The organism is Pseudomonas sp. PWP3-1b2, assembly GCF_049896045.1.
Taxonomy (GTDB): domain Bacteria; phylum Pseudomonadota; class Gammaproteobacteria; order Pseudomonadales; family Pseudomonadaceae; genus Aquipseudomonas; species Aquipseudomonas antarctica_B.
The window spans coordinates 117,493-140,482 of sequence record NZ_JAFCTN010000006.1 but is presented as its reverse complement, the minus strand read 5'-3'; the positions used below and the strand labels follow the sequence as shown (position 1 = coordinate 140,482).

The following is a 22,990-nucleotide window of genomic DNA, read 5'->3' as shown; positions in this document are numbered from 1 at the left end:
GGCCTGTAAGGCTTCGGGCTCGCCCGGGGAAATTAATCAGTTAACTTTAAGGGGGCACCTCTTTGACTACTTCATCACTAGATGAACTCAGAACAAAAATTTGGAAAACCAAAGGAGCAAGATTCAATTCAAGCAGGAGGCTGCAAGCAAGAAAAGTATGGGGAGGATATCTAGTATCGGCATTCTCCATATATATATTGGCGATTGGCATTTTCTCTTTAACAGAGACTCATACCAGCACTATTTTAAATCTCTCATCAATTATAGGCTCTCTGTTAATTCTTGTTTTTAGCTTACATGAAGGCTCGTTAAATGCGGAGCAAAAAGCAGAGAGGCACCATGTTTGCGCAAGAGACCTCACAGCGCTGTACGATAAAGTCTCATTACAAATTCAATTAGGCACTTCAAACAAAGCTGAAGAGCTAATAGACGAATATGCTCGCATAATCGAACGATCCCCCGAAAATCATGAACTTATTGATTATGACTTATTCAGAACAGAACATAAAGATTTCAGAGTTTCGTTCTTAACAGCAATTAAGATCGAGTTTGCATACTATCGCTTTCAAACAATTTGTATTCTCATGATTGCGACTCCTCCAATTGTATTTTCCATTTTGTACGCAATTGAACAATCAAAGTCTCTTTAAATATCACGTCCAATAAAAAGCCGCCCCTGAGGGCGGCTTCTTCACAACAACCGAGTCTTACAACTTGGGACCGGCAGCCTTGATCGCATCGCTCACTTCAAACTTCTTGAAGTTCTCAACGAACAAACCGGCCAGCGCCTTCGCTGCTTCATCGTAAGCAGCCTTGTCAGCCCAGGTATTACGTGGGTTCAACAGGCCGGTATCCACGCCCGGTACGGCCAATGGCACGTCGAGGTTGATGGTGTCGAGGTGTTCGGTTTCAGCACCGATCAACGCGCCGCTCTGGATCGCTGCGATGACGCCGCGAGTAGTCGGGATGTTGAAACGTTTGCCGACGCCGTAGCCGCCGCCGGTCCAGCCGGTGTTGACCAGGTAGACCTTGGAGCCGAAGCCGCGCACGCGCTTGATCAGCAGTTCGGCGTATTCACCGGCCGGGCGTGGGAAGAATGGCGCGCCGAAGCAAGTGGAGAAGGTCGACTTGATGCCGCTGCCCGAACCCATTTCAGTCGAGCCCACCAAAGCGGTGTAGCCGGACAGGAAGTGGTAGGCGGCTTGTTCTTCGCTGAGGATCGAGACGGGCGGCAGTACGCCGGTCAGGTCGCAGGTCAGGAAGATCACAGCGTTCGGCTCGCCACCGAGGTTGTGCTCGGAGCGCTTGGCAACGTGCTCCAGCGGGTAGGCGGCGCGGCTGTTCTGGGTCAGGCTGACGTTGGTGTAGTCGGCGTGCCCGGCATCGTCGATCACCACGTTTTCGAGCACGGTGCCGTGCTTGATGGCTTTCCAGATGACCGGCTCGTTCTTCTCGGACAGGTCGATGCACTTGGCATAGCAACCGCCTTCGATGTTGAACACTACGCCTTCGCCCCAGCCGTGTTCGTCGTCACCGATCAGGTAACGGCTTTCGTCGGCCGACAGGGTGGTTTTACCGGTGCCCGACAGACCGAAGAACAGGGTCACGTCGCCTGCTTCGCCGATGTTGGCGGCGCAGTGCATTGGCAGTACGTCGGACGCCGGCAGCAGGAAGTTCTGCACCGAGAACATGGCTTTTTTCATCTCACCGGCGTAGCGCATGCCAGCGATCAGCACTTTTTTCTGTGCAAAGTTAAGGATCACGCAACCGTCGGAGTTGGTGCCGTCACGCTCTGGCACGCACTCGAAGTTGGCCACGTTGAGCACTTGCCACTCATCACGACCGGCCGGGTTGTACTGGGCCGGGTTGATGAACAGGCAACGACCGAACAGGTTCTGCCAGGCCGTCTGGGTAGTCATTTTGACGGCCAGGTAGTGGTCTTCGGCAGCCCCTACGTGAACGTGGGAAACGAAGTGCTCTTGCGCGTTGTTGAATGCTTCTACGCGGTTCCACAGGGCGTCAAACTTGTCGGCCGGGAACTTGCGGTTGATCGGGCCCCAGGCGATTGCATCCTGGGTGGACGGCTCTTCAACAATGAAGCGGTCAACCGGCGAACGGCCAGTGCGGTGACCGGTCTCGACGACCAGCGCGCCAGTATCGGCAAGCACGCCTTCACCGCGCTGCAGGGCTTCTTTAACCAGATCGTCAACACTCAGATCGGTGTATACGGCGTTGTTGGCTTGCGTCATGAGGTTCCCCGTCGGCCTATGGCCGAGTGCTCCAAACGTTTTGTAGTAGAAAGTTGCGCACTACTACCGCGAAAAAAGTGGGCCGGATTATGCCAGAAAAGCCCAAAAAGAGTAGGGCCCTCCCGTCAGAACTGCGCTAATCCGGCGTTCGTCAGGTGATTTACCTGTGCTTAAACGTTTTAGTGGCGGGTGTCGGAAGGGGTGTCTATGCCTGCCCCGGCAAACAATTGGGCTACATCAGCGGCATCGAACAGGTAGCGCTGGTTGCAGAACTGGCAGTCGATTTCGATATTGCCGCCGTGCTCCACTACCAAATTCTGCGCATCTTCCAGGCCCAGGCTGACCAGGGCATTGGCGGAACGCTCACGTGAGCAGCTGCAACGGAAGCGCAGGCCCTGTTCGTCGAACAGGCGCACGGCTTCTTCGTGGTAGAGGCGGTGCAGGATGGTTTCGTTGTCCAGGCCCAACAGCTCTTCAGCGGTCAAGGTGCCGGCCAGTGCGGTCAGCTTGCGCCAGCTATCGGTGCGCTCGTCGTCGTCCTTGATGCGGTCCGCCGGCAACTGCTGCAACAGCAGGCCACGGGCGCGCTTGCCGTCGGCGTTGAGCCAGAACCTGGTGCCGACTTGCTGGGACATCACGAAATAATTGGTGAAGCAGTCCGACAGGGTTTCGCCGTCGAGGTCGACGATGCCCTGGTAACGCTGGCCTTCCGTCGGGTCGACGGTGATCGCCAGCACGCCGTTGGCCATCAAGTCGGACAAGGTCGCGTCCGGCGCGATCAGGTCGGCGTCGTAACGTGCCAGGCCGCGGATTTCGCGCTCGCTGGAGCACTCGATCATCAGCATCGGAATCGGGCCGTCGGAACGGGCCTGCAATATCAGCAAACCGTCGAACTTCATGGTGCCCACCAGCAGCGCCGCTGCCGCCATCAACTCGCCGAGCAATTGCGCGACCGGCTCCGGATAGGGGTGCTTGGCGAGGACTTCGGCGTAGCTGCGCTCCAACGAGACCAGTTCGCCGCGGGCGTCGTTCTCGTCGAAGATGAAGCGTTGGGTGAAGTCGGTATCCGGTAGATCAGTCATAGGTCTGGGTATCTGAATTGATGACAAATTGATGACAAGCTTTATAGAATTAAACGCTTTAGCACCATTTTGGTGCAGCTTTCTAAAGTGATGGGGGACAGTTTATGAATAATCCGGGTTTGTTCCAAGCCAGGTGGAACCTCGGGGGGTGGGCCTTTTGCAATCTACTCGCAATCGCGCTGCTGTGTTTTTGGCTGTGGCCCACGGGTCAGAGGCTGTGTGTGGTTTTCGACGAGTGGCTGTTTCATCTGCTTAATGACCCGCTGGCGAGCAGTTCTGCCTGGCTGCATGTGTGGGCTGTGGCCAGTTTGCGGCCATTTGATGCGGTGGTCGGGGTGATTTTGCTGACGCTGTTGCTGCGCGGTGGCTGGGTGTTCAAGGCCGTGCAGGTGCGGGAGGCGTTTTTCGGATTCTTCGGCATTTTGTTGTTGCTGCTGTTTACCCGCATGCTGTTTTCCAAGCTCGCGGTGCTGATGGGCTGGCAGCACAGCAGCCCGTCGATGATGATTAGCGGTGCGGTTCATATGAGTGAGTATTTCCCCGGCCTGGAAAAAACCTGGGAGTTGAAGGACCGTTCGAGCCAGAGTTTCCCCGGAGACCATGCGTCGGTGTTGTTGATCTGGGGGATGTTTATGACGGTGTTTGCCAAGCGCATCGGGCAGGTGCTGGTGATCTGGGGGCTGGCGCTGTTGTTCATGATGCCGAGGTTGGTGGCCGGTGCGCATTGGGGCCAGGACGACTACATCGGCGGGGTATTGCTGGCGCTGTTGGCGTTGGGATGGGGGTATTACACGCCGTTTGCGGCGATGGTGGCGGGAGCTTTGTTGCGGGTGACGGCGCCGGTGTTTGAGTTTATGGGCAAGCTGCCTGTGCTGGGGCGATTGAGCGTCATGCGCACAGCCGCCTGACACCGCGGGCTCATGTGGGAGCTGGCTTGCCTGCGATAGCGCCAGGTCAGCCGGCATCTTGGTCACTGACCCACCGCTATCGCAGGCAAGCCAGCTCCCACATTTGGTCCGCTATGGGTGGAAGGTTTGTGCTCGCTCAAGTCAGTCGTCATTGCCACTGCCGCGAAACTTGAACAAATCGCGGCGCTGCTTCTTGCTCGGCTTGCCATCGGTGGTCATGCCGGTGGCACCCGCCTTGCGCATCGCCGCCGCATTTTCGCGCTTGGCGATGCTGGCTTCGGTCTCGGCGTACAACGCCTGGGCTTCAGGCGCGCCACGGCGCACGATGGACAGCGCCTGCACCACAATGGTTTTTTCATCAAAACCGATCCGAATCTGAAACTCATCGCCGACGCGCGGTTCCTTGCCTGGCTTGCAGCGCTCGCCGCGATGGTGCACCTTGCCGCTCTCGATGGCTGCCTTGGCCAGGGCACGGGTTTTATAGAAACGCGCCGCCCACAACCACTTGTCCAAACGGACCTTTTCTTCCTCTTCCTGCTTTTGAGCCACTTGAATTCCTCGCTCTGAAAAATGTCGCAACTTTAACGTTGAAACCCTTCGACGCATAAACCCTTGAGCTCACCTAAGATACGCCAGGTAGCACCCTGATTTCGCGAGGATACGCTGTGACCGACTTTCCCACTTCACTCACCGAGCCGGACCAGCGTTGCGTGGGCTGCCAGCAAAGCGAGCCCCTGGGTTTCGATTTTGCCTTCGCCTATCAACCTATTGTTGACCTGCGCGATCAGTCGATTTTTGCCCATGAAGCGCTGGTACGGGGTACTCACGGCGAAGGTGCGCTGTCGGTACTGGGCCAGGTGAATGAAAGCAATCGCTACCGTTTCGATCAGCGCTGCCGCACGCAGGCAATTGCCGGGGCCGCTGCATTGGGCATGCAGTCCCACCTTTCGATCAACTTCATGCCCAATGCCGTGTACCGGCCAGAACTCTGCATTCGCAGTACGCTGGAGGCAGCCCGCGCGCATAATTTTCCGCTGGATCGGCTGATTTTCGAGACCCTCGAAAGTGAGCGTGTAGATAACCATCGCCATTTGATGAATATTCTGCGTGAATACCGCGAATTCGGTTTCAAGACCGCGATCGATGATTTCGGCGCGGGCTATTCGGGGCTTAATCTGCTGGCCGATTTCCAACCTGACTTGATTAAGCTCGACATGGCGTTGATTCGCGATGTCGATCAGGACCGTGTCCGCCAGGTAATCGTCCAGGGGATTGTCACAATCTGTGAGCAGTTGGGGGTTACTGTCATCGCCGAAGGCATTGAAAGTGCCGGGGAGCGCGACTTCCTGTCCGACTGCGGAATATTCCTGATGCAGGGCTACTGGTTCGCCAAGCCCGCATTCAAAGCCCTCGCCGAGGTCACGCCTCAGGCCTGGGCGAATTAACCGGTTATCCATATTGAAGACATTTGACCATTTGACCGTTGTGGGTCTGCGTGAGTGGGTGGCACTTCCCGACTTGGGAGTGGCTGGCCTGCGCGCGAAGATCGACACCGGTGCCAGCACCTCCAGCCTGCATGCCACCGACATCGAGCCGTTTGAGCGCGACGGTGAGAGTTGGGTGCGCTTCACCGCCCACCTGGGCAGCGTGGTGCAGCTGCGTCATCGCCGCTGCGAAGCGCCCCTGGTGACGATGAAAACCATCAAGAGCTCCAACGGCCACGCGCAGGTGCGCTACGTGATCAGCACCACCCTGGCGCTGGGCGATCGGGTGTGGCGGGTGGAGTTCACACTCGCCTGCCGCAAGGCTATGCGATACCGGCTGCTGCTGGGTTCAAAGGCGTTGATTGACGGCCATCTGGTGGTCAGTCCCGGCGTCAAGTACGTTCAAGACAAGCCGGTGTTCCCGGTCTCTACTATTTCTGCCCCAGGTGCTGCATGAAGATTGCTGTGCTGTCGCGAAACCCGCGTCTGTATTCCACCCGCCGCCTGGTCGAGGCCGGCACCGAACGTGGCCATGAAATGGTGGTGATCGACACGTTGCGTGCCTATATGAACATCGCCAGTCACAAGCCGCAGATTCACTACCGGGGCAAGCCGCTGGAAGGCTTCGACGCGGTAATCCCGCGCATCGGCGCTTCGGTGACGTTTTACGGCTGCGCGGTGTTGCGTCAGTTTGAAATGATGGGCGTGTTTCCGCTCAATGAGTCCGTGGCCATCGCGCGTTCACGGGACAAGCTGCGCTCGCTGCAACTGCTGTCACGCCGGGGCATCGGCCTGCCGGTCACAGGTTTTGCTCACTCCCCGGATGACATTCCCGACCTGATCGAGATGGTCAACGGCGCGCCGCTGGTGATCAAGGTGCTGGAAGGCACCCAGGGCATCGGTGTGGTGTTGTGTGAAACCGCGACTGCAGCCGAGTCGGTGATTGAGGCCTTCATGGGCCTCAAGCAGAACATCATGGTTCAGGAATACATCAAGGAAGCCGGCGGTGCGGATATTCGCTGCTTCGTAGTGGGTGACAAGGTGATTGCGGCGATGAAACGCCAGGCCAAGCCGGGCGAGTTCCGCTCCAACCTGCACCGTGGCGGCAGCGCCAGCCTGATCAAGATCACCCCGGAAGAACGTATGACCGCGCTGCGGGCAGCCAAGGTGATGGGGTTGGCCGTGGCGGGTGTGGATATTTTGCGCTCCAACCACGGGCCGCTGGTGATGGAGGTGAACTCCTCACCTGGACTGGAAGGGATCGAAACCACGACCGGCAAGGATGTGGCGGGGATCATCATTCAGCATCTGGAGAAAAGTGGTGGGCCGAATATGACCAGGACCAAGGGCAAGGGCTGATATACAGCCAGCTTTGGCGCAACACAAAAAAATGTGGGGGCTGGCTTGTGTGAGAGCTGGCTTGCCTGCGATAGCATCACCTCAGTATCACTGATACACCGAGGTGCCTGCATCGCAGGCAAGCCAGCTCCCACACAAGCCAGCCCCCACATTTGGATTTCTACAGATGATTAGACTGCGTCTCTCGGTAGCATCAGGCCAAGTGGCAACCGCACTCGCGCTTCCAGGCCACCCTCTTCCCGGTTGCGCAACTCAACATTGCCGCCGTGCATCGACGCAATTCGCCGCACAATCGCCAGCCCCAGGCCAGTGCCTTTGCCGCCTCGCGCACGATCACCACGGGTGAAGGGGTTGAAGATGCCTTCCAGTTCAGCCGGGTCGATACCCGTCCCCCGGTCCATCACGCTCAGCACCACATAAGGCGCAGCGCTGTCGCCGGAAACGTAGGCCGCCACTTCCACATCCGAACCGGCATGGTGCAATGCATTGCCAATGAGGTTGTTCAACAGACGCTTCATCGATACACGACGCAACGCAAACGGCTGGATCGGCTCCAGGCGCATGCGCACCTGCTCGCCATTCTGGTTGTAGGGTGCGACGACCTCGCGTACCAAATCCGTCAGATCGACGACCTCTACCACTTCGTCGCGGCCATCGCGGATAAACGCAAGGAACTGGTCGAGAATGGCGTCCATGTCCTCAATGTCGCGCACCATGTCGTCCGTCAGGTCGGAATGGTTGCCCATCAGCTCCAGGGACAGGCGCAAACGCGTCAGCGGCGTGCGCAAGTCATGGGACACACCCGCAAGCATCAGCTCGCGCTCGCGGCCGGCCTGTTCAACGTCCTCTGCCATCTGGTTGAACGCGCCATACACCTCGGTCATCTCACTGGGCGTATCGCTGACGGGCAAACGCACACTGCGCCCCTGCCCCAACTGACGGGCCGCAAACACCAGGCGTTTAAGCGGCTGGTTGAGTTGGCGGACGAAAATCCACGCGGAGGCGGTGGAAAGCAAACCGATGGCCAGGAACCAGCCGAGCACGTTCCAGATTTTCTGCCCCCGCAGCGGGTGCGGGTACAGCGGCACTTTCAACCAATCCTGGCCCAGGCTCGGCGCACGCACCCACAACGCCGGTGACACATGCATGCGCAGCCGCACCTCGGTGTCTTCGCCCAGTTCGGCCTGCATCTGGCGCTGGTAAATCTCACTGTAGGGCCAATGCTGCTCGCCCTCCGGCACGCCCGAGCCCGCCACACGCACCAGGGTAGCGGCCTTGGCGATTTTCTCGCGGTTCTCGGGGTCGGCGGCCCAGTAGGCGCGCAGTGTCAGGGCGACACCGTGGCTGTATTGTCGATCCACCAGCACGTCTTCGTTCATCAACAGATAAACCAGTGTCAGCGCCTTGGAAAACAGAACGACGATCAGCACCAGCCAAAGGGTGCGAGAGAAAAAACTCTGGGGGAACCACAGCGGGGTTTTCATAGGAGACAGCTGGACACCTTACAGAAACGAGCGGCGCTCGCAGAATTGCAGACGCCGGGCATCCCGTCGACTCTCACCGAGTCAAACGCCAGGATGCCCGCCGCCGCAAATCATCGGTCACTTGGTTGCAGTGCCATCCGGCACAAACACATAACCCACGCCCCATACCGTCTGGATATAACGCGGCTTGGACGGGTCTGGCTCGATCATGCGGCGCAGACGGGAGATCTGCACGTCGATAGAGCGCTCCAGTGCGTCCCACTCCCGGCCACGGGCCAGGTTCATCAGCTTGTCGCGGGTCAGCGGTTGGCGGGCATTCATCACCAGCGCCTTGAGCACGGCGAATTCGCCAGTGGTCAGCATGTGCACTTCTTCGCCGCGCTTAAGCTCACGGGTGGCCAGCGACAGTTCGTAGTCGCCAAAGGTGACACTTTCGTCTTCGCTGCCTGGCGCGCCCGGTACCGGTGCTGCCTGGCGACGCAATACGGCTTTGACCCGGGCCATCAACTCGTCAGGGTTGAACGGTTTTGCCAGGTAGTCATCAGCGCCCAGTTCGAGGCCCTTGATGCGGCTCAGCTCATCGCCCTTGGCGGTCAGCATGATGATTGGAATCTGGTTGTTCGCGCCGCGCAGACGTTTACAGGCTGTGAGGCCGTCTTCGCCGGGCAACATCAGGTCAAGTACGACCAGGTTGAACACTTCGCGCCCCAACAGGCGGTCCATCTGCTCGGTGTTTGGCACCGCGCGGGCACGATAGCCCTTGGAGTTGAAGAAACGCTCCAGCAGGCTGCTCAGCCCCGGATCGTCGTCAACGATGAGAATTTTTTCGCCTTCAGCAGTTTGTGCAGTGCTGCTCATTAGATGCTCCTCTTATCTCGGCGCGCATTATGGCGTAGCTGCCGTTATACGCACCGTGTGCATTGTTAGCAGATTTTTCCTCCAGTGCCAGTCAACCCGCGCCCTACCACCATCGGCGAGGTCCCCCGAAGGGCAGAACGCTGGTTATAATGCGGCGCCTTTGTGGGGGACGACATCGGATAATTCCGTTCACTGCGTAGCTTTTTTTAATCCGTTCTCCGTCATTTTTACGATTTCGAGGGTCAACAGGCTGCCTCTTGACCCAGGCAGCGGCGCCAGTCGGGCCGCTCAACCAGCCTCGCAAGGCCTTGTTTTCCGGGCCTGCGAGCTGCTTTCAGAATTTCAGGTGGTTTTATGGACAGCATCAACAGCCGCATCGCCGAGGAACTCGGTGTACGCCCGCAACAGGTCGAAGCGGCCGTCGCTCTACTGGATGAAGGCTCCACAGTGCCCTTCATCGCCCGTTACCGAAAAGAAGTCACCGGCAGCCTGGACGACATTCAGTTACGTCACCTGGAAGAGCGTCTGCGTTACCTGCGAGAACTCGACGAACGGCGCATCAGCATCCTCGCCAGCATCGAGGAACAGGGCAAGCTGACCCCGCAACTGGAACGCGACATCAAGCTCGCCGACACCAAGACCCGTCTCGAAGACCTTTACCTGCCGTACAAACAGAAACGCCGCACCAAGGGCCAGATCGCCCTGGAAGCCGGCCTGGGCGAGCTGGCAGACGGTCTGTTCAACGACCCGTCGCTGACCCCGGACACCGAAGCCGCACGTTTCATCAACGCTGAAAAAGGCGTCGCCGACGTCAAGGCCGCCCTCGAAGGCGCCAAGTACATCCTCATGGAGCGTTTCGCCGAGAACGCCAGCCTGCTGGAAAAACTGCGGACTTATCTGAAGCAGGAAGCCATCCTCAGTGCCCGCGTGATCGCCGGCAAAGAGGAAGAAGGCGCCAAGTTCCGCGACTATTTCGAACACGACGAACCGCTCAAAAGCATGCCGTCCCACCGTGCACTCGCCATTTTCCGTGGCCGTAACGAAGGCATTCTCAGCTCTGCGCTGAAGGTCGGCGACGAGCTGCCGGGCACCATGCACCCGTGCGAAGGCATGATCGGGCAACAATTCGGCATCCAGAATCAGAACCGTCCTGCGGACAAATGGCTCGGTGAGGTCGTGCGCTGGACCTGGAAGGTCAAGCTCTACACGCACCTGGAAACCGACCTGCTCGGCGAGTTGCGTGACGGCGCCGAAACCGAGGCGATCAACGTGTTCGCCCACAACCTGCACGACCTGCTGCTGTCGGCTCCGGCCGGCCCGCGCGCCACTCTGGGCCTCGACCCCGGCCTGCGCACTGGCTGCAAGGTTGCCGTGGTTGACGCCACCGGCAAGCTGCTGGACCACTCCACCGTGTACCCGCACGTGCCGCACAACAAATGGGACCAGACCCTCGCCATCCTGGCCGCCCTGTGCGCCAAGCACTCGGTAGACCTGATCGCCATCGGCAACGGCACCGCCAGCCGTGAAACCGACAAGCTGGCCGCCGAACTGATCAAAAAATACCCTGCCATGAAGATGACCAAAGTCATGGTCTCCGAGGCTGGCGCGTCGGTGTACTCGGCGTCGGAGCTGGCCTCCAAGGAATTCCCGGACCTCGACGTGTCGATCCGTGGCGCGGTGTCCATCGCCCGCCGCTTGCAGGACCCGCTGGCCGAGCTGGTGAAAATCGACCCTAAATCCATCGGCGTCGGCCAGTACCAGCACGACGTGTCGCAACTGAAACTGGCGCGCGGCCTGGATGCGGTGGTGGAAGACTGCGTAAACGCCGTGGGCGTGGACGTGAACACCGCTTCCGTGGCGCTGCTGGCGCGTATTTCCGGCCTCAACACCACCCTGGCGCAGAACATCGTTACCCACCGCGATGAGAACGGCGCGTTCAAAACCCGCGCCGCGCTGAAAAAAGTCGCACGCCTGGGCGAAAAAACCTTCGAACAGGCCGCCGGTTTCCTGCGCGTCATGAATGGCGACAACCCGCTGGATGCGTCTGCCGTCCACCCGGAAGCCTATCCGCTGGTGCAGCGAATTGCCGCCGAAACCGACCGCGACATCCGTTCGCTGATCGGCGACGCCGCGTTCCTCAAGCGCCTGGACCCGAAGAAGTACACCGACGAAACCTTCGGCGTACCAACCATCACCGACATCCTGCAAGAGCTGGAAAAACCTGGCCGCGACCCGCGTCCTGAGTTCAAGACCGCCGAGTTCCAGGAAGGCGTCGAAGAGCTCAAGGACCTGCAGCTGGGCATGATCCTCGAAGGCGTGGTGACCAACGTGACCAACTTCGGCGCCTTTGTGGATATCGGCGTGCATCAGGACGGTTTGGTGCACATCTCTGCGCTTTCGGAGAAGTTCATCAAAGACCCGCGCGAAGCGGTGAAAGCCGGTGACGTGGTCAAGGTCAAGGTCATGGAAATCGACATTCCGCGTAAACGCGTGGGCCTGTCGATGCGCATGAGCGACACCCCGGGCGAGAAAATCGACGGTGCCCGTGGCGCCCGCCCAGGTTCGGCACCGCGCCAATCGCAGAACAACGCGCCGCGCAAAGAGACTGCAACCGCCGCGCCGAGCAACAACGCCATGGCCTCGCTGTTCGCCAACGCCAAGCAGTTGAAGAAACGCTGATGGAAATTCCGGCCGGCTTGACCCAGAGCGCGTTCAGCGAACTGATCGGCTGCCGCCTCCAGCGCCTTGAAGAAGGCGTTGCCGAGGTGGCCCTGACCCTGGAGCCGCACCTGCGCAACCGCGCGGGCAAGCTCCATGGCGGGGCGATTTTCAGCCTGGTGGACATTACGATGGGGCTGGCCTGTTCCAGCGCCCATGGTTTCGACCATCAGAGCGCGACCATCGAGTGCAAAATCAATTACATCCGCGCCGTAGAAAACGGTGACGTGCTGTGCACCAGCCGGGTGATTCACGCCGGAAGACGCACATTGGTGGTCGAAGCCGACGTGTACCAGGACGAAAAACTGGTCGCAAAAGCACAAGGCACCTTCGCTGTCCTCTAGCTCCCCGCCCTCGATTTGAGTTAATTTCGGCGCTGACACAACAGCGTCGGAATTTTCTTGCCGCGCCATAGCCATATTCAAGGAGTGAAGTCGGCTTTTTCCAGAGCGAGTCAAATTGACTCAAAACCAGGCGATCACGCCAGTTTTAACTTCACCCTTGTAGACCGTCCTGCCCACCCCCATATTGGGGCGACTGACGCGTGAAGGAATCCAACTTGAGCGAACTTCTCAACCGCCGCCTGGCCCTGCTCGGCAAGCGCGAACACCTCTCCCTGCTAGAGCAATGCTTGCACGGCATCGAGCGTGAATGCCTACGCGTTACCGGTGAAGGTCGCCTGGCGCAAACGCCGCACCCGGAAGCCCTGGGCGCCGCGCTGACCAACGAATTGATCACCACCGACTACTCGGAGTCGCTGCTGGAGTTCATCACTCCTGCCCTGCCCAACCCGGCAGACACCCTGAGCAGCCTGGACAAGATCCACCGTTTTGCCTACACCAAGCTCGGCAGCGAATACCTGTGGAGCCCCTCGATGCCGTGCCCGTTGCCGGCCGAGGAAGATATTCCGATTGCCTACTACGGCACCTCCAATATCGGACAGCTCAAGTACGTGTATCGCAAGGGCCTGGCCCTGCGGTACGGTAAAACCATGCAGTGCATCGCCGGCATTCACTACAACTTCTCGTTGCCGGAAGCGCTGTGGCCGTTGCTTAAGGAGACTGACGGGTTTGTCGGCACTGACCGCGACTACCAGTCCACCGCCTACATCGCGCTAATCCGTAACTTCCGCCGTTACAGCTGGCTGCTGATGTACCTGTTCGGTGCCTCGCCGGCCCTGGACGCGGGCTTCCTGCGGGGTCGCTCGCACCAGCTGGAATCGCTGGACGCCGACACCCTGTACTTGCCCTACGCCACCAGCCTGCGCATGAGTGACCTGGGTTACCAAAGTAATGCCCAGGCCGGCCTTACGCCCTGCTACAACGATCTGGACAGCTACACCGACAGCCTGCGCGAAGCGGTGGCAACGCCCTACGCGCCGTACGTCGAAGTCGGCACCCACAAGGACGGTGAGTGGGTTCAGCTCAACACCAACATCCTGCAGATCGAAAACGAGTACTACTCCAACATCCGCCCCAAGCGCGTGACCTACACCGGCGAGCGGCCGATCCAGGCGCTGATGGCCCGTGGCATCCAGTACATCGAAGTGCGCTGCCTGGACATCAACCCGTTCCTGCCGATGGGCATCGACCTGCCGGAGTCGCGCTTCCTCGACGCCTTCCTGCTGTATTGCGCGCTGAACGACAGCCCGCTGTTCGCCAACAACGAGTGCGGCAACGCCACGTCCAACTTCCTCAGCGTGGTCAAGGAAGGTCGCCGTCCGGGCCTGCAATTGCAGCGTCAGGGGCAGGCGGTGGACATGAAGGAATGGGCGACCGAGTTGCTGGAGCAGATCGCACCATTGGCCGCCATGCTTGATGAAAGCCACGGCATCAACGAGCACAGCCAGGCGCTGGACGCTCAGTTGGCGAAGATCAAGGATTCGTCCCTGACCCCGTCCGCGCAGGTGTTGGCGGCAATGGCCGAGCGCAAAGAAAGTTTTGCGCAGTTCTCACTGCATCAGAGCGAAGTGCACGCCGAGTACTTCCGTCGTGAGCCGCTGGCTGCCGAGGAACAGGCACGTTTTGAGGAACTGGCGCGTAAATCGCTGGCGCAACAGTCGGAGCTGGAGCAGAACGAAGTGGGCGACTTTGATGTGTTTGTCGGCTCATACCAAGCGAGCATTTTGGCGATCAGTAACTAAAAGCCTAACACCCCTGTGGGGCCTGGTTTGTGTGGGAGCTGGCTTGCCTGCGATGCAGACACCTCGGTGTATCAGTGATACCCGGGTGATGCCATCGCAGGCAAGCCAGCTCCCACATTGCCCCCATCGATTCGAACATCTGCGTGCACGCTTCTCCTCATAAGCTAATGCGAAAAAGTTATTTATTTTCGGATTCTTATATCATTTAGTCTCCTCACACGCCGACCCTCGGCCGCCTGATTGAGGAGCTTTCCCTTTGAAACTGCTTACCCCTCTGCGCCTGCTGGCCGCATTGTCCCTGGCCGGTGCCAGCCTGTTTGCCCAGGCGGCGGATGTAACCATCGCTTACCAGACCACCGTGGACCCGGCCAAAGTCGCCCAGGCCGACGGCGCGTATGAAACGGCCACCCACGCCAGCATCGACTGGCGCAAATTCGACAACGGCGCCGACATCATCGCCGCCATCGCGTCCGGAGACGTGCAGATCGGCTACCTCGGTTCGAGCCCGCTGACCGCCGCCATCACCCGCAAAGTGCCGGTGGAAACCTTCCTCGTCGCCACCCAGATCGGCGGTGCCGAAGCGCTGGTGGCGCGTAACGGCTCGGGGATCAACAGCCCTCAAGACTTGATCGGCAAGAAAGTCGCCGTGCCCTTCGTGTCCACCGGCCACTACAGCCTGCTGGCCGCGCTGAAGCACTGGAACATCGACCCGTCGAAAGTGACCATCCTCAACCTCGCGCCTCCGGCAATCATCGCTGCCTGGAAGCGCGGTGATATCGACGCCACCTACGTATGGGACCCAGCGCTGGGCGTTGCCAAGGAAAACGGCAAGGTGCTGATCACCTCCGGCGAACTGGCCAAAGTCGGCGCGCCGACGTTCGACGCATGGATCGTGCGCAAGGATTTCGCCGAGAAGCACCCGGAAATCGTCACTGCTTTCGCCAAAGTGACCCTGGATGCCTACGCCGCCTATCGCAAGGACCCCCAAGCCTGGATCGCCGACAACACCAACATCGACAAGCTGGTGAAACTCTCCGGCGCCAAGGCCAGTGACATCCCGCTGCTGCTGCAAGGCAACGTCTACCCGCTGGCGGCTGAGCAAGTGACCCTGCTGGGCGCACCGACCACCAAGGCTGTCACCGACACCGCCGCGTTCCTGAAGGAGCAAGGCAAGGTTGACGCCGTGCTGCCGGACTACGCCCCGTTTGTGACCGCCAAGTTCATCACCCACTGATTCGGGAGTTCATTGCGATGGCCTTGCTACAGCTGGAGCGCATCAGCGCACAGTACCCAGGCGCCACAACACCGGTACTGTCTGACATTTCACTGGACCTCGGGCCTCAGCAATTGCTGGTAGCCCTTGGCCCTTCCGGCAGTGGCAAGACGTCGCTGTTGAACCTGATTGCCGGTTTTGTCGAACCTTGCGCCGGGCGCATCACCCTCGATGGCGTGCCGGTCAAAGGCCCCAGCGCAGAACGCGGCGTGGTGTTCCAGGACGACGCCCTGCTGCCCTGGCAGGACGTGCTGGCCAACGTTGGCTTCGGCCTTGAACTGGCCGGTGTTGCGAAGGCGCAACGTGAAGTGCGCGCCCGGGAAATGCTTGCACTGGTGGACCTCGCCGGTTTCGACAGCCGCCGTATCTGGCAACTCTCGGGTGGCCAGAAACAGCGTGTCGGCCTGGCGCGCGCTTTAGCGGCCGACCCGCGTGTGTTGCTGATGGATGAACCCTTCGGCGCCCTCGATGCCTTCACCCGCGAACAGATGCAGGAGCTGCTGCTGCAAGTGTGGCGGCGCACGGCCAAGCCGGTATTTCTGATTACCCACGACATCGAAGAAGCGGTGTTCCTCGCCACCGATTTGATTCTGCTGGCACCCAACCCCGGCCAGATCGTCGAGCGCTTGAGCCTGGACTTCGGCCAGCGCTACGCCGCCGGTGAATCGGCGCGGGCGATCAAGTCCGACCCGCGCTTTATCGAAACCCGCGAACACGTGCTCGGCAAAGTGTTCTCGCAACGGCAGGTATCCGCATGAGCAGCTACGAACTCCCCGCCACCGCCGCCACGCCGGAGGCACACGCGGTGATCACGGTGCGCCGCAGCCTGAGCACACGCTGGATCAGTGTGCTGACGCTGGTGACGCTGCTGTCCATCTGGTGGGCCGTGACCGCCACCGGTTTGATCGAGCCGCTGTTCCTGCCGCCCCCGTCCGCCGTGCTGCAAAAAGGCTGGTTGCTGGCGACCACGGGCTACATGGACTCCACCCTCTGGCAACACTTGGGCGCGAGCCTCAGCCGTATAGGCCTGGGCTTGGGCTTTGCCGTGCTGACCGCCGTGCCGGTGGGGATTGCCATCGGTTCCAACCGCATCGCGCGCGGCATTCTCGACCCGCTGATCGAGTTCTACCGGCCGATTCCGCCGTTGGCTTATTTGCCATTGATCGTGATCTGGTGCGGCATTGGTGAGCTGTCCAAGGTGCTGCTGATCTACCTGGCGATCTTCGCGCCGATCGCGATTGCTACCGCCACCGGCGTGCGCACCGTCGACCCGGCCAAATTGCGTGCGGCGCAGTCGCTGGGAGCAACCCGCGCCCAGCTGATTCGCCATGTGATCGTACCGAGCGCGCTGCCCGACATTCTCACCGGTGTACGCATCGGTTTGGGTGTGGGCTGGTCCACCTTGGTGGCCGCCGAATTGATCGCCGCCACCAGCGGCCTGGGCTTTATGGTGCAGTCAGCGGCGCAATTTCTGGTCACCGACGTAGTGGTGCTGGGGATTCTGGTGATTGCCCTGATCGCCTTCGCCATGGAAATGGGCCTGCGTGCCCTGCAGCGAAAACTGGTGCCGTGGCATGGCCAGGCACACTGAGTGAGAACCGCATGAGCAGCTTGATCGTTACCCCCATAAGCACCGCCCTCGGCGCCCTGATCAGCGGCGTGGATATCACCCAGCCGTTGAACACCGAAGCGCGCGACGCCATTGAACAGGCGTTGCTCAGGCACTCAGTGCTGTTCTTGCGCGATCAGCCGATCAGCCCGCAGCAACAAGCACGCTTCGCGGCGAATTTCGGTGACCTGCACATTCACCCGATCTACCCCAACGTGCCGGAACAACCAGAAGTGCTGATCCTCGACACCGCCGTGACCGACGTGCGTGACAACGCCGTATGGCACACCGACGTGACCTTCCTGCCCACGCCGGCGTTGGGCGCAGTGCTCAGCGCCAAGCTGTTGCCAGCGTTTGGCGGTGATACCTTGTGGGCCAGCGGCATTGCGGCGTATGAGGCGCTGTCCGAGCCGCTGAAGCGCCTGCTCGACGGCCTGACGGCTACCCACGACTTCACCAAATCCTTTCCGCTGGAGCGCTTTGGCAACACCGCTGAAGACCTGGCCCGCTGGGAAGAAACCCGCAGGAAGAACCCACCGCTGTCGCACCCGGTGGTGCGCACGCATCCAGTGAGCGGGCGTAAATCGCTGTTTGTCAGTGATGGGTTTACTACAAAAATCAACGAGCTCGAACCGGCCGAAAGCGAGGCGATTCTCAAGCTGCTGTTCGCCCACGCCACCCGCCCTGAATTCACCATTCGCTGGCGCTGGCAGGAAAACGACGTGGCGTTCTGGGATAACCGCGTGACCCAGCACTACGCGGTGGATGACTACCGCCCACAGCGCCGAGTGATGCACCGGGCGACGATTTTGGGTGATGTCCCCTTCTAACGGCCTGACACAACCCAAAGGTGGGAGCTGGCTTGTGTGGGAGCTGGCTTGCCTGCGATGGCGGTAGACCAGCCAACACATTCATCGACTGACCCGCCGCCATCGCGGGCAAGCCCGGCTCCCACACTGATCGAGTTGCGACAGCTTTATTCGCAACGCTGGAGAGCCAATGTGGGAGCGGGCTTGCTCGCGAAAGCGGAGTGTCAGTCGGTACATGTTTGACTGATACACCGCTATCGCAGGCAAGCCAGCTCCCACAGTTTTTTTGACCGAGTGATGTCGGCTTATTCAGCGGTGGATGGTTTTTCCCACAGGTTAATCCCGCCTTCCTGCGCAAACCGATCAATCTCACCCAACTCCTCAGCGCTGAAGCTCAGGTTCTTCAGTGCGCCGACGTTTTCGATGATCTGCTCCGGGCGGCTGGCGCCGATCAACGCACTGGTCACGCGAGGATCACGCAGGGTCCAGGCCAATGCCAATTGCGCGAGGCTCTGACCGCGACGCTGAGCAATTTCATTCAACGCACGCACGTGGGCGATGTTCGCCTCGGACAAGTGCTTGGCCTGCAACGAACCACCGCCCGGGCGGTTTACCCGCGCGTCGGCCGGCACGCCATTGAGGTATTTGTCGGTCAGCAAACCCTGAGCCAGCGGCGTGAACGCAATCACCCCGGCACCGAGTTCTTCGGTGGTGTCCAGCAGGTCTTTTTCCACCCAGCGGTTAAGCAGGTTGTAAGCCGGTTGGTGGATCAACAGCGGCACTTTCCACTCTTTGAGCAACGCCGCCATCTCACGGGTTTTCACGCCCGAATAAGACGAGATACCGATGTACAACGCCTTGCCTTGCTGCACGGCAGTGGCGAGGGCGCTGGCGGTTTCTTCCAGCGGGGTGTCGGCGTCAAAACGGTGGGAATAGAAAATATCCACGTAGTCGACGCCCAGGCGTTGCAGGCTCTGGTCCAGGCTCGCCAGGATGTATTTGCGCGAACCGCCGCCCTGGCCATAAGGGCCTGGCCACATGTCCCAGCCAGCCTTGCTGGAGATGATCAGTTCATCGCGGTAGTGCTTGAAGTCTTCGCGCAGCAAACGGCCAAAGTTGATCTCGGCGCTGCCGTAAGGCGGGCCGTAGTTGTTGGCCAGGTCGAAGTGGTTGATCCCCAGGTCGAACGCGGTGCGCAGCAAGGCGCGCTGGGTGTCGATGGGGGTGCTGTCGCCAAAGTTGTGCCACAGCCCCAGGGACAGTGCAGGCAGCACCAGTCCACTGCGGCCTACGCGGCGATACGGGATAGATTCATAGCGGTTTTCGGCAGCAATGTAAGTCATCGAATCCTCTCTTGGACGTAGGCAAACAAGGCCTGGGAATAAGCTTGTTCCCAGGCCTGTTAACCCGCTGAATCGCTTAAGTCTGCCGTTCCGTTCTACAGCAATTGCCTACCAGAGTGGAACGACATAACTCACATAGAAGCGGTTTTCATCCTGCACGGTGGCACCGGTGATGTCCGGGCTGGCGTGCGCATTTTTCCAGGTCACGCCCAGGCCTTTGAGGGTGCCGGTCGGTACCTGATAGGCCACCGCAATGTTACGTTCCCATTCGCTGGTGGTGCCCTGTGCGGTGCGGATGTCATCACCGTGGGCATAGGCAGCGGAGAACGTCACACCGGTAAGGCCGAGCTTACCGAAGTCATACTTGTACTGCGCAAGCCATGTGCGCTCACCGGCGTGTTGAAATTTATTCAACTGCATGTTGGTCAGCGCCGGAGTATCGGCGCCCGAACCCGGCCCCTGGCGGTTGTCGCCGCTGTTCAGGCCGGAGTCGAGGTAGGGAAAGTCGCTGTCGCCGCTGTTTTTCTGAATGCCCAGGCCAACGGTGTGGCCGTCCAGGCTGTAGCTCTCCAGCAAGCTGGCGGTGGTTTGGTTGATGCGGCCCTTGCCGGTGCCGTCACCGTAGAGACCGGCGCCCGCAAAATCCGCTTCGCCATCGGCATTGGCGCCGACACCCAGGCTGCGGAATACGCGCACATCGGTGTCGATCGCACCCACCGACAGCGCGTCATGGCGCTTGGCACCGAGGAAGAACTGCTGGTAGTAATCTTCTAGGTTGGAGTACCACAGGCTGACCGTGGTGTTCTGGATGCCGGTGTAATCTGCACCACCAAACAGGAAGCGATCGCTCTCTTTGGTGCCGCCGGCCGTGATCATGCCCTGGTCGCCGGTTTCGTTACGAATCTTGGTCTTGAAGATATCGCCGCCGGTGAAGGTGAAGTCGGTGAGGTCCTTGGACACCAGTTGCACGCCGGTATTGGTCTGTTGGTACAGACGGCCGTCGGTGTTGGCGAGTACCGGGTTATTGCCAAAGAGCGTGCCGACGCGCAGTTCATCCTTGGCAAAGCGCATCTTGAAGGTCGGGCTCAGCACGCCGAACTGGTCGGCGGACTTGCCGTTGTCCAGCGGGAACATGCTGCCGGGGTAGCGGCCCTGATGATCCTTGTCGTTGAGGTCGCCACCGGAATCCAGTTTCAAGCCGTAGAACGCCTGCAGATCCAGGCCGAAACCCACCGGCCCTTCGGTGTAGCCAGACTTGAAGTTGAACTCGAAACCCTGGCCCCAATCACGCACGCTGTGAGCCTTGGCGTTGCTGTTGACCACATCACGCCCCTGCTGGTTGAGGTAGCGATTGAGCAGGGTCACATCGGCGTGGCTGTCATCGATAAAATCGGCGTGGGCGGACAGCATAAAGCTCGCCATGGCGGCACCCACCATAGGGCTTAATAACGTCTTCATTGTTACCGGTCTCCGTCACTGTTCTGAAATGAAAGCGTCAAACGCTTCACACAATTACGCAGTGGCCAGATGACAGTTCGGAGTCAAAACGGTGAGTTCACGGATGAAATTAAATTTAAGCAAGCCGTCAAGGACGGGGGTTAGCGGGCATTTTTCGAAGTTTGCGACAGGTCAGTGACCGTTCCCACGCTCAGCGTGGGAACGGTCACAGGAGGTGTCTGGCCGGCTGAGCCTTAACGCACCAGGTGCAGGAACTGCAGGTGGCGTTCGTACTGGTCGAGGATGTCGTTGATGATTTGCTCTTTGGTGTAGCCGACCAAATCGTAGTCCTGACTGCCCTCGCTCAAGTGCACCTCGGCCCGGTAGTAGCGGCGGTTGTTGAGCTCCTTGGAGCCCATGCCGCCACGGGCGAAGGATGGCGTGAAGTAACCGCGCATCTGCACCTGGTAGACAAACGGATGCTCCTCGCCATGGCCAATTTCCAGGCTGACGCTGTCGTTGGCCGGGTCGGGCTGGGTGACCACATTCAGGCCTTTCTCGACGAACACCGCCGTCACTTCTTCGATCGCCGGGCGCACCGTGGCTTCGAGGAAGCGGTACACCTCATCGCGTGACGGGAAGTGCACTGCCTGGGTCAAGCGCTGACGCCAGCCGCCCCGGCCCTTGCGCGCCGCCGAAACCGGTGCCAACGAATGCAGTTGGGCGATCTGCTTTTGCGACTCAAGATGGAACGCCTTGTGCAGCCCCCACATCATCAACAGCAGGATCAGCGAGAACGGCAACGAGGTCAGCACCACCGCTGATTTCAGCGAGTCGATACTGCCGGCAAACAGCAACGCACTGGTGACCAGCGCGGTCATTGCGCCCCAGAACACCCGCAGCCATTTCGGGCCGTCTTCGTCGGCATTGCCGCCTTTGGACGACAAGGTCGAGAGCACCACGGTGCCGGAGTCGGCCGACGTGACGAAAAACACGAAGCTGATAAACACCGTGACCGCAATCACGGTTTTGCTCCACGGGTAGGTTTCCAGCAGCAGATAGAGGCTCATTGACGGGTCGTCAATGGCCGACTGGCCGAGTGCGGTCATGCCGTGGTTAAGCACTTGGTCGATGGCGCTGTTGCCGAAAATCGACATCCACGCCAGGGTGAAACCCAGCGGGATCAGCAGCACGCCAAACACGAATTCGCGGATGGTGCGGCCACGGGAAATACGCGCGATGAACAGGCCCACGAACGGCGACCATGCAATCCACCAGGCCCAGTAAAACACCGTCCAACCGCCGAGCCAGTCGCTCGGTTTGTCGTAGGCGTACACATCGAAACTCTTGGTCGGCAAGGCGCCCAGGTAGTCACCGATGTTCTGGATCAGGGTATTGAGCAAATGCTGAGTAGGCCCGGCGAACAACACGAACAGCAGCAGCGCGCAGGCCAGCAGCATGTTGATGTCGGACATCACTCGCACGCCTTTGTCCACGCCGGCCACGGCGACCAGGATCGCGGCGCCCATCATCAGGGTGATCAGGCCAACCTGGATCCACTGGGTGTGGGCCACGCCGAACAGGTAATCCAACCCGGAGTTGAGGTGCAACACACCAAAACCCATGTCGGCACCGAGGCCAAATACCGTGGCGATAATGCCGAAGCCATCCACTGCGTAACCGATGGGGCCGTTGATACGTTTGCCAATCAGCGGGTACAGCGCCGAACGCAACGCCAGCGGCAGGTTATGCCGATAGGCGAAGTACGCCAGGGCCATGCCGACAAAGGCGAACACGCCCCAGCCGTGCAGGCCCCAGTGCAGAAACAGAATCTGCATGGCCTGGCGCGCAGCATCGGCGTTCATCGGCGCGCCTTGCGGCGGTTGCACGAGGTGCGTCAGCGGCTCGGATACACAGAAGAAAAACAGCGTGATGCTGATCCCGGCGGCGAACAGCATGCCGGCCCAGGACAGGTAACTGAATTCGGGCTCGTCGTGGTCGGCACCGAGTTTTATCTTGCCGTAGCCCGATAGCGCGGTGACCACCACGAAGACCAGATACAGGGTCATCGCCAGCATGTAGTACCAGCCGACCGTGTTGGCCGCCCAGTTTTGCGCGGCCAGCAGCCAGGCACCGGCCTGCTCCGGGATAACGATGACAGTGATGCCAAACAGCAAGATGAAGGTCGCGGCGAAGTAAAAAACCGGCGCATTCATGCGCACTTGGCCGCTGAC

Annotated in this window: 20 protein-coding genes; 12 read left to right on the top strand and 8 right to left on the bottom strand. The window is 59.9% G+C overall.

The annotated features are described in order from the left end of the window. Positions 1-62: 62 nt before the first annotated feature. On the top strand, positions 63-650 hold the full coding sequence (locus ACP7A2_RS06260) for an SLATT domain-containing protein (protein WP_426133523.1): 588 nt from the start codon (positions 63-65) through the stop codon (positions 648-650). A 57-nt stretch (positions 651-707) separates the two neighbouring features. Here ACP7A2_RS06260 and ACP7A2_RS06255 read toward each other — a convergent pair whose 3' ends face one another. Continuing rightward, positions 708-2,249, bottom strand: a complete 1,542-nt coding sequence (locus ACP7A2_RS06255) for a phosphoenolpyruvate carboxykinase (RefSeq protein WP_426133522.1) — start codon at positions 2,247-2,249, stop codon at positions 708-710. A 179-nt stretch (positions 2,250-2,428) separates the two neighbouring features. Beyond that, positions 2,429-3,331, bottom strand: a complete 903-nt coding sequence (gene hslO / locus ACP7A2_RS06250) for an Hsp33 family molecular chaperone HslO (RefSeq protein WP_426133521.1) — start codon at positions 3,329-3,331, stop codon at positions 2,429-2,431. A 104-nt stretch (positions 3,332-3,435) separates the two neighbouring features. On the opposite strand from hslO, the gene ACP7A2_RS06245 reads away from it, so the two are divergent. Further along, positions 3,436-4,239: a phosphatase PAP2 family protein gene (locus ACP7A2_RS06245; protein ID WP_426133520.1), complete on the top strand. Its 804-nt coding sequence runs from the start codon at positions 3,436-3,438 to the stop codon at positions 4,237-4,239. A 141-nt stretch (positions 4,240-4,380) separates the two neighbouring features. Here ACP7A2_RS06245 and ACP7A2_RS06240 read toward each other — a convergent pair whose 3' ends face one another. Then, a complete protein-coding gene (locus tag ACP7A2_RS06240; RefSeq protein WP_426133519.1) occupies positions 4,381-4,788 on the bottom strand; it encodes an RNA-binding S4 domain-containing protein in 408 nt (135 codons plus the stop codon). A gap of 116 nt (positions 4,789-4,904) precedes the next feature. On the opposite strand from ACP7A2_RS06240, the gene ACP7A2_RS06235 reads away from it, so the two are divergent. The 3 genes from ACP7A2_RS06235 to rimK are packed head-to-tail and all read left to right on the top strand — an operon-like array spanning position 4,905 to position 7,082. Further along, positions 4,905-5,684: an EAL domain-containing protein gene (locus ACP7A2_RS06235; protein ID WP_426133518.1), complete on the top strand. Its 780-nt coding sequence runs from the start codon at positions 4,905-4,907 to the stop codon at positions 5,682-5,684. A gap of 46 nt (positions 5,685-5,730) precedes the next feature. Continuing rightward, on the top strand, positions 5,731-6,180 hold the full coding sequence (locus tag ACP7A2_RS06230; RefSeq protein ID WP_426133564.1) for an ATP-dependent zinc protease: 450 nt from the start codon (positions 5,731-5,733) through the stop codon (positions 6,178-6,180). After that, the gene (gene rimK / locus ACP7A2_RS06225) at positions 6,177-7,082 is read left to right on the top strand and encodes a 30S ribosomal protein S6--L-glutamate ligase (RefSeq protein WP_426133517.1); all 906 of its coding nucleotides are present in this window, start codon (positions 6,177-6,179) and stop codon (positions 7,080-7,082) included. The genes ACP7A2_RS06230 and rimK overlap by 4 nt, the downstream gene beginning before the upstream one ends. 170 nt (positions 7,083-7,252) lie before the next feature. Here rimK and ACP7A2_RS06220 read toward each other — a convergent pair whose 3' ends face one another. Both ACP7A2_RS06220 and ompR read right to left on the bottom strand, forming a co-directional pair. After that, entirely contained in the window at positions 7,253-8,566 is a 1,314-nt protein-coding gene (locus ACP7A2_RS06220) for an ATP-binding protein (RefSeq protein ID WP_348054915.1), read from the bottom strand. Between the two features lie 117 nt (positions 8,567-8,683). Further along, positions 8,684-9,424: a two-component system response regulator OmpR gene (ompR, locus tag ACP7A2_RS06215; RefSeq protein WP_053255745.1), complete on the bottom strand. Its 741-nt coding sequence runs from the start codon at positions 9,422-9,424 to the stop codon at positions 8,684-8,686. 354 nt (positions 9,425-9,778) lie between these two features. Between ompR and ACP7A2_RS06210 the strand changes: the two genes are divergently transcribed. From ACP7A2_RS06210 to tauD, 7 genes are all read left to right on the top strand, one after another. Next, positions 9,779-12,103, top strand: a complete 2,325-nt coding sequence (locus ACP7A2_RS06210) for a Tex family protein (protein ID WP_426133516.1) — start codon at positions 9,779-9,781, stop codon at positions 12,101-12,103. Continuing rightward, positions 12,103-12,486, top strand: a complete 384-nt coding sequence (locus ACP7A2_RS06205) for a PaaI family thioesterase (RefSeq protein WP_426133515.1) — start codon at positions 12,103-12,105, stop codon at positions 12,484-12,486. Before ACP7A2_RS06210 ends, ACP7A2_RS06205 begins: the two co-directional genes overlap by 1 nt. Before the next feature lie 215 nt (positions 12,487-12,701). Then, positions 12,702-14,285 carry a glutamate--cysteine ligase gene (gshA, locus tag ACP7A2_RS06200; protein WP_426133514.1) on the top strand — a complete coding sequence of 528 codons (1,584 nt, stop codon included), beginning with the start codon at positions 12,702-12,704 and terminating at the stop codon, positions 14,283-14,285. Between the two features lie 256 nt (positions 14,286-14,541). After that, complete coding sequence (gene tauA / locus ACP7A2_RS06195; RefSeq protein ID WP_426133513.1) at positions 14,542-15,519, top strand: taurine ABC transporter substrate-binding protein; 978 nt, start codon at positions 14,542-14,544, stop codon at positions 15,517-15,519. A gap of 17 nt (positions 15,520-15,536) precedes the next feature. Beyond that, complete coding sequence (tauB, locus tag ACP7A2_RS06190; RefSeq protein ID WP_426133512.1) at positions 15,537-16,316, top strand: taurine ABC transporter ATP-binding subunit; 780 nt, start codon at positions 15,537-15,539, stop codon at positions 16,314-16,316. Next, entirely contained in the window at positions 16,313-17,149 is an 837-nt protein-coding gene (gene tauC / locus ACP7A2_RS06185; protein ID WP_426133511.1) for a taurine ABC transporter permease TauC, read from the top strand. Before tauB ends, tauC begins: the two co-directional genes overlap by 4 nt. An 11-nt stretch (positions 17,150-17,160) precedes the next feature. Continuing rightward, positions 17,161-17,997 (top strand): taurine dioxygenase, encoded by an 837-nt coding sequence (gene tauD, locus ACP7A2_RS06180; RefSeq protein ID WP_426133510.1) that lies wholly within the window; start codon positions 17,161-17,163, stop codon positions 17,995-17,997. 284 nt (positions 17,998-18,281) lie between these two features. Here tauD and mgrA read toward each other — a convergent pair whose 3' ends face one another. The 3 genes from mgrA to betT all read right to left on the bottom strand — a co-directional run bounded on the left by mgrA (position 18,282) and on the right by betT (position 22,972). Next, positions 18,282-19,319 carry an L-glyceraldehyde 3-phosphate reductase gene (gene mgrA, locus ACP7A2_RS06175; RefSeq protein WP_426133509.1) on the bottom strand — a complete coding sequence of 346 codons (1,038 nt, stop codon included), beginning with the start codon at positions 19,317-19,319 and terminating at the stop codon, positions 18,282-18,284. Positions 19,320-19,427: 108 nt separating this feature from the next. Beyond that, a complete protein-coding gene (locus tag ACP7A2_RS06170) occupies positions 19,428-20,756 on the bottom strand; it encodes an OprD family outer membrane porin (protein ID WP_426133563.1) in 1,329 nt (442 codons plus the stop codon). 254 nt (positions 20,757-21,010) lie between these two features. Further along, entirely contained in the window at positions 21,011-22,972 is a 1,962-nt protein-coding gene (gene betT, locus ACP7A2_RS06165) for a choline transporter BetT (RefSeq protein WP_375070559.1), read from the bottom strand. Between the last annotated feature and the right edge of the window lie 18 nt (positions 22,973-22,990).

Coding starts and splice junctions, on each gene's coding strand:
- ACP7A2_RS06255 (WP_426133522.1), bottom strand. CDS start 2,249: ATGACGCAAGCCAACAACGCCGTATACACCGATCTGAGTGTTGACGAT.
- hslO (WP_426133521.1), bottom strand. CDS start 3,331: ATGACTGATCTACCGGATACCGACTTCACCCAACGCTTCATCTTCGAC.
- ACP7A2_RS06245 (WP_426133520.1), top strand. CDS start 3,436: ATGAATAATCCGGGTTTGTTCCAAGCCAGGTGGAACCTCGGGGGGTGG.
- rimK (WP_426133517.1), top strand. CDS start 6,177: ATGAAGATTGCTGTGCTGTCGCGAAACCCGCGTCTGTATTCCACCCGC.
- ACP7A2_RS06220 (WP_348054915.1), bottom strand. CDS start 8,566: ATGAAAACCCCGCTGTGGTTCCCCCAGAGTTTTTTCTCTCGCACCCTT.
- ompR (WP_053255745.1), bottom strand. CDS start 9,424: ATGAGCAGCACTGCACAAACTGCTGAAGGCGAAAAAATTCTCATCGTT.
- ACP7A2_RS06210 (WP_426133516.1), top strand. CDS start 9,779: ATGGACAGCATCAACAGCCGCATCGCCGAGGAACTCGGTGTACGCCCG.
- ACP7A2_RS06205 (WP_426133515.1), top strand. CDS start 12,103: ATGGAAATTCCGGCCGGCTTGACCCAGAGCGCGTTCAGCGAACTGATC.
- tauB (WP_426133512.1), top strand. CDS start 15,537: ATGGCCTTGCTACAGCTGGAGCGCATCAGCGCACAGTACCCAGGCGCC.
- tauC (WP_426133511.1), top strand. CDS start 16,313: ATGAGCAGCTACGAACTCCCCGCCACCGCCGCCACGCCGGAGGCACAC.
- tauD (WP_426133510.1), top strand. CDS start 17,161: ATGAGCAGCTTGATCGTTACCCCCATAAGCACCGCCCTCGGCGCCCTG.
- mgrA (WP_426133509.1), bottom strand. CDS start 19,319: ATGACTTACATTGCTGCCGAAAACCGCTATGAATCTATCCCGTATCGC.
- ACP7A2_RS06170 (WP_426133563.1), bottom strand. CDS start 20,756: ATGGTGGGTGCCGCCATGGCGAGCTTTATGCTGTCCGCCCACGCCGAT.
- betT (WP_375070559.1), bottom strand. CDS start 22,972: ATGAATGCGCCGGTTTTTTACTTCGCCGCGACCTTCATCTTGCTGTTT.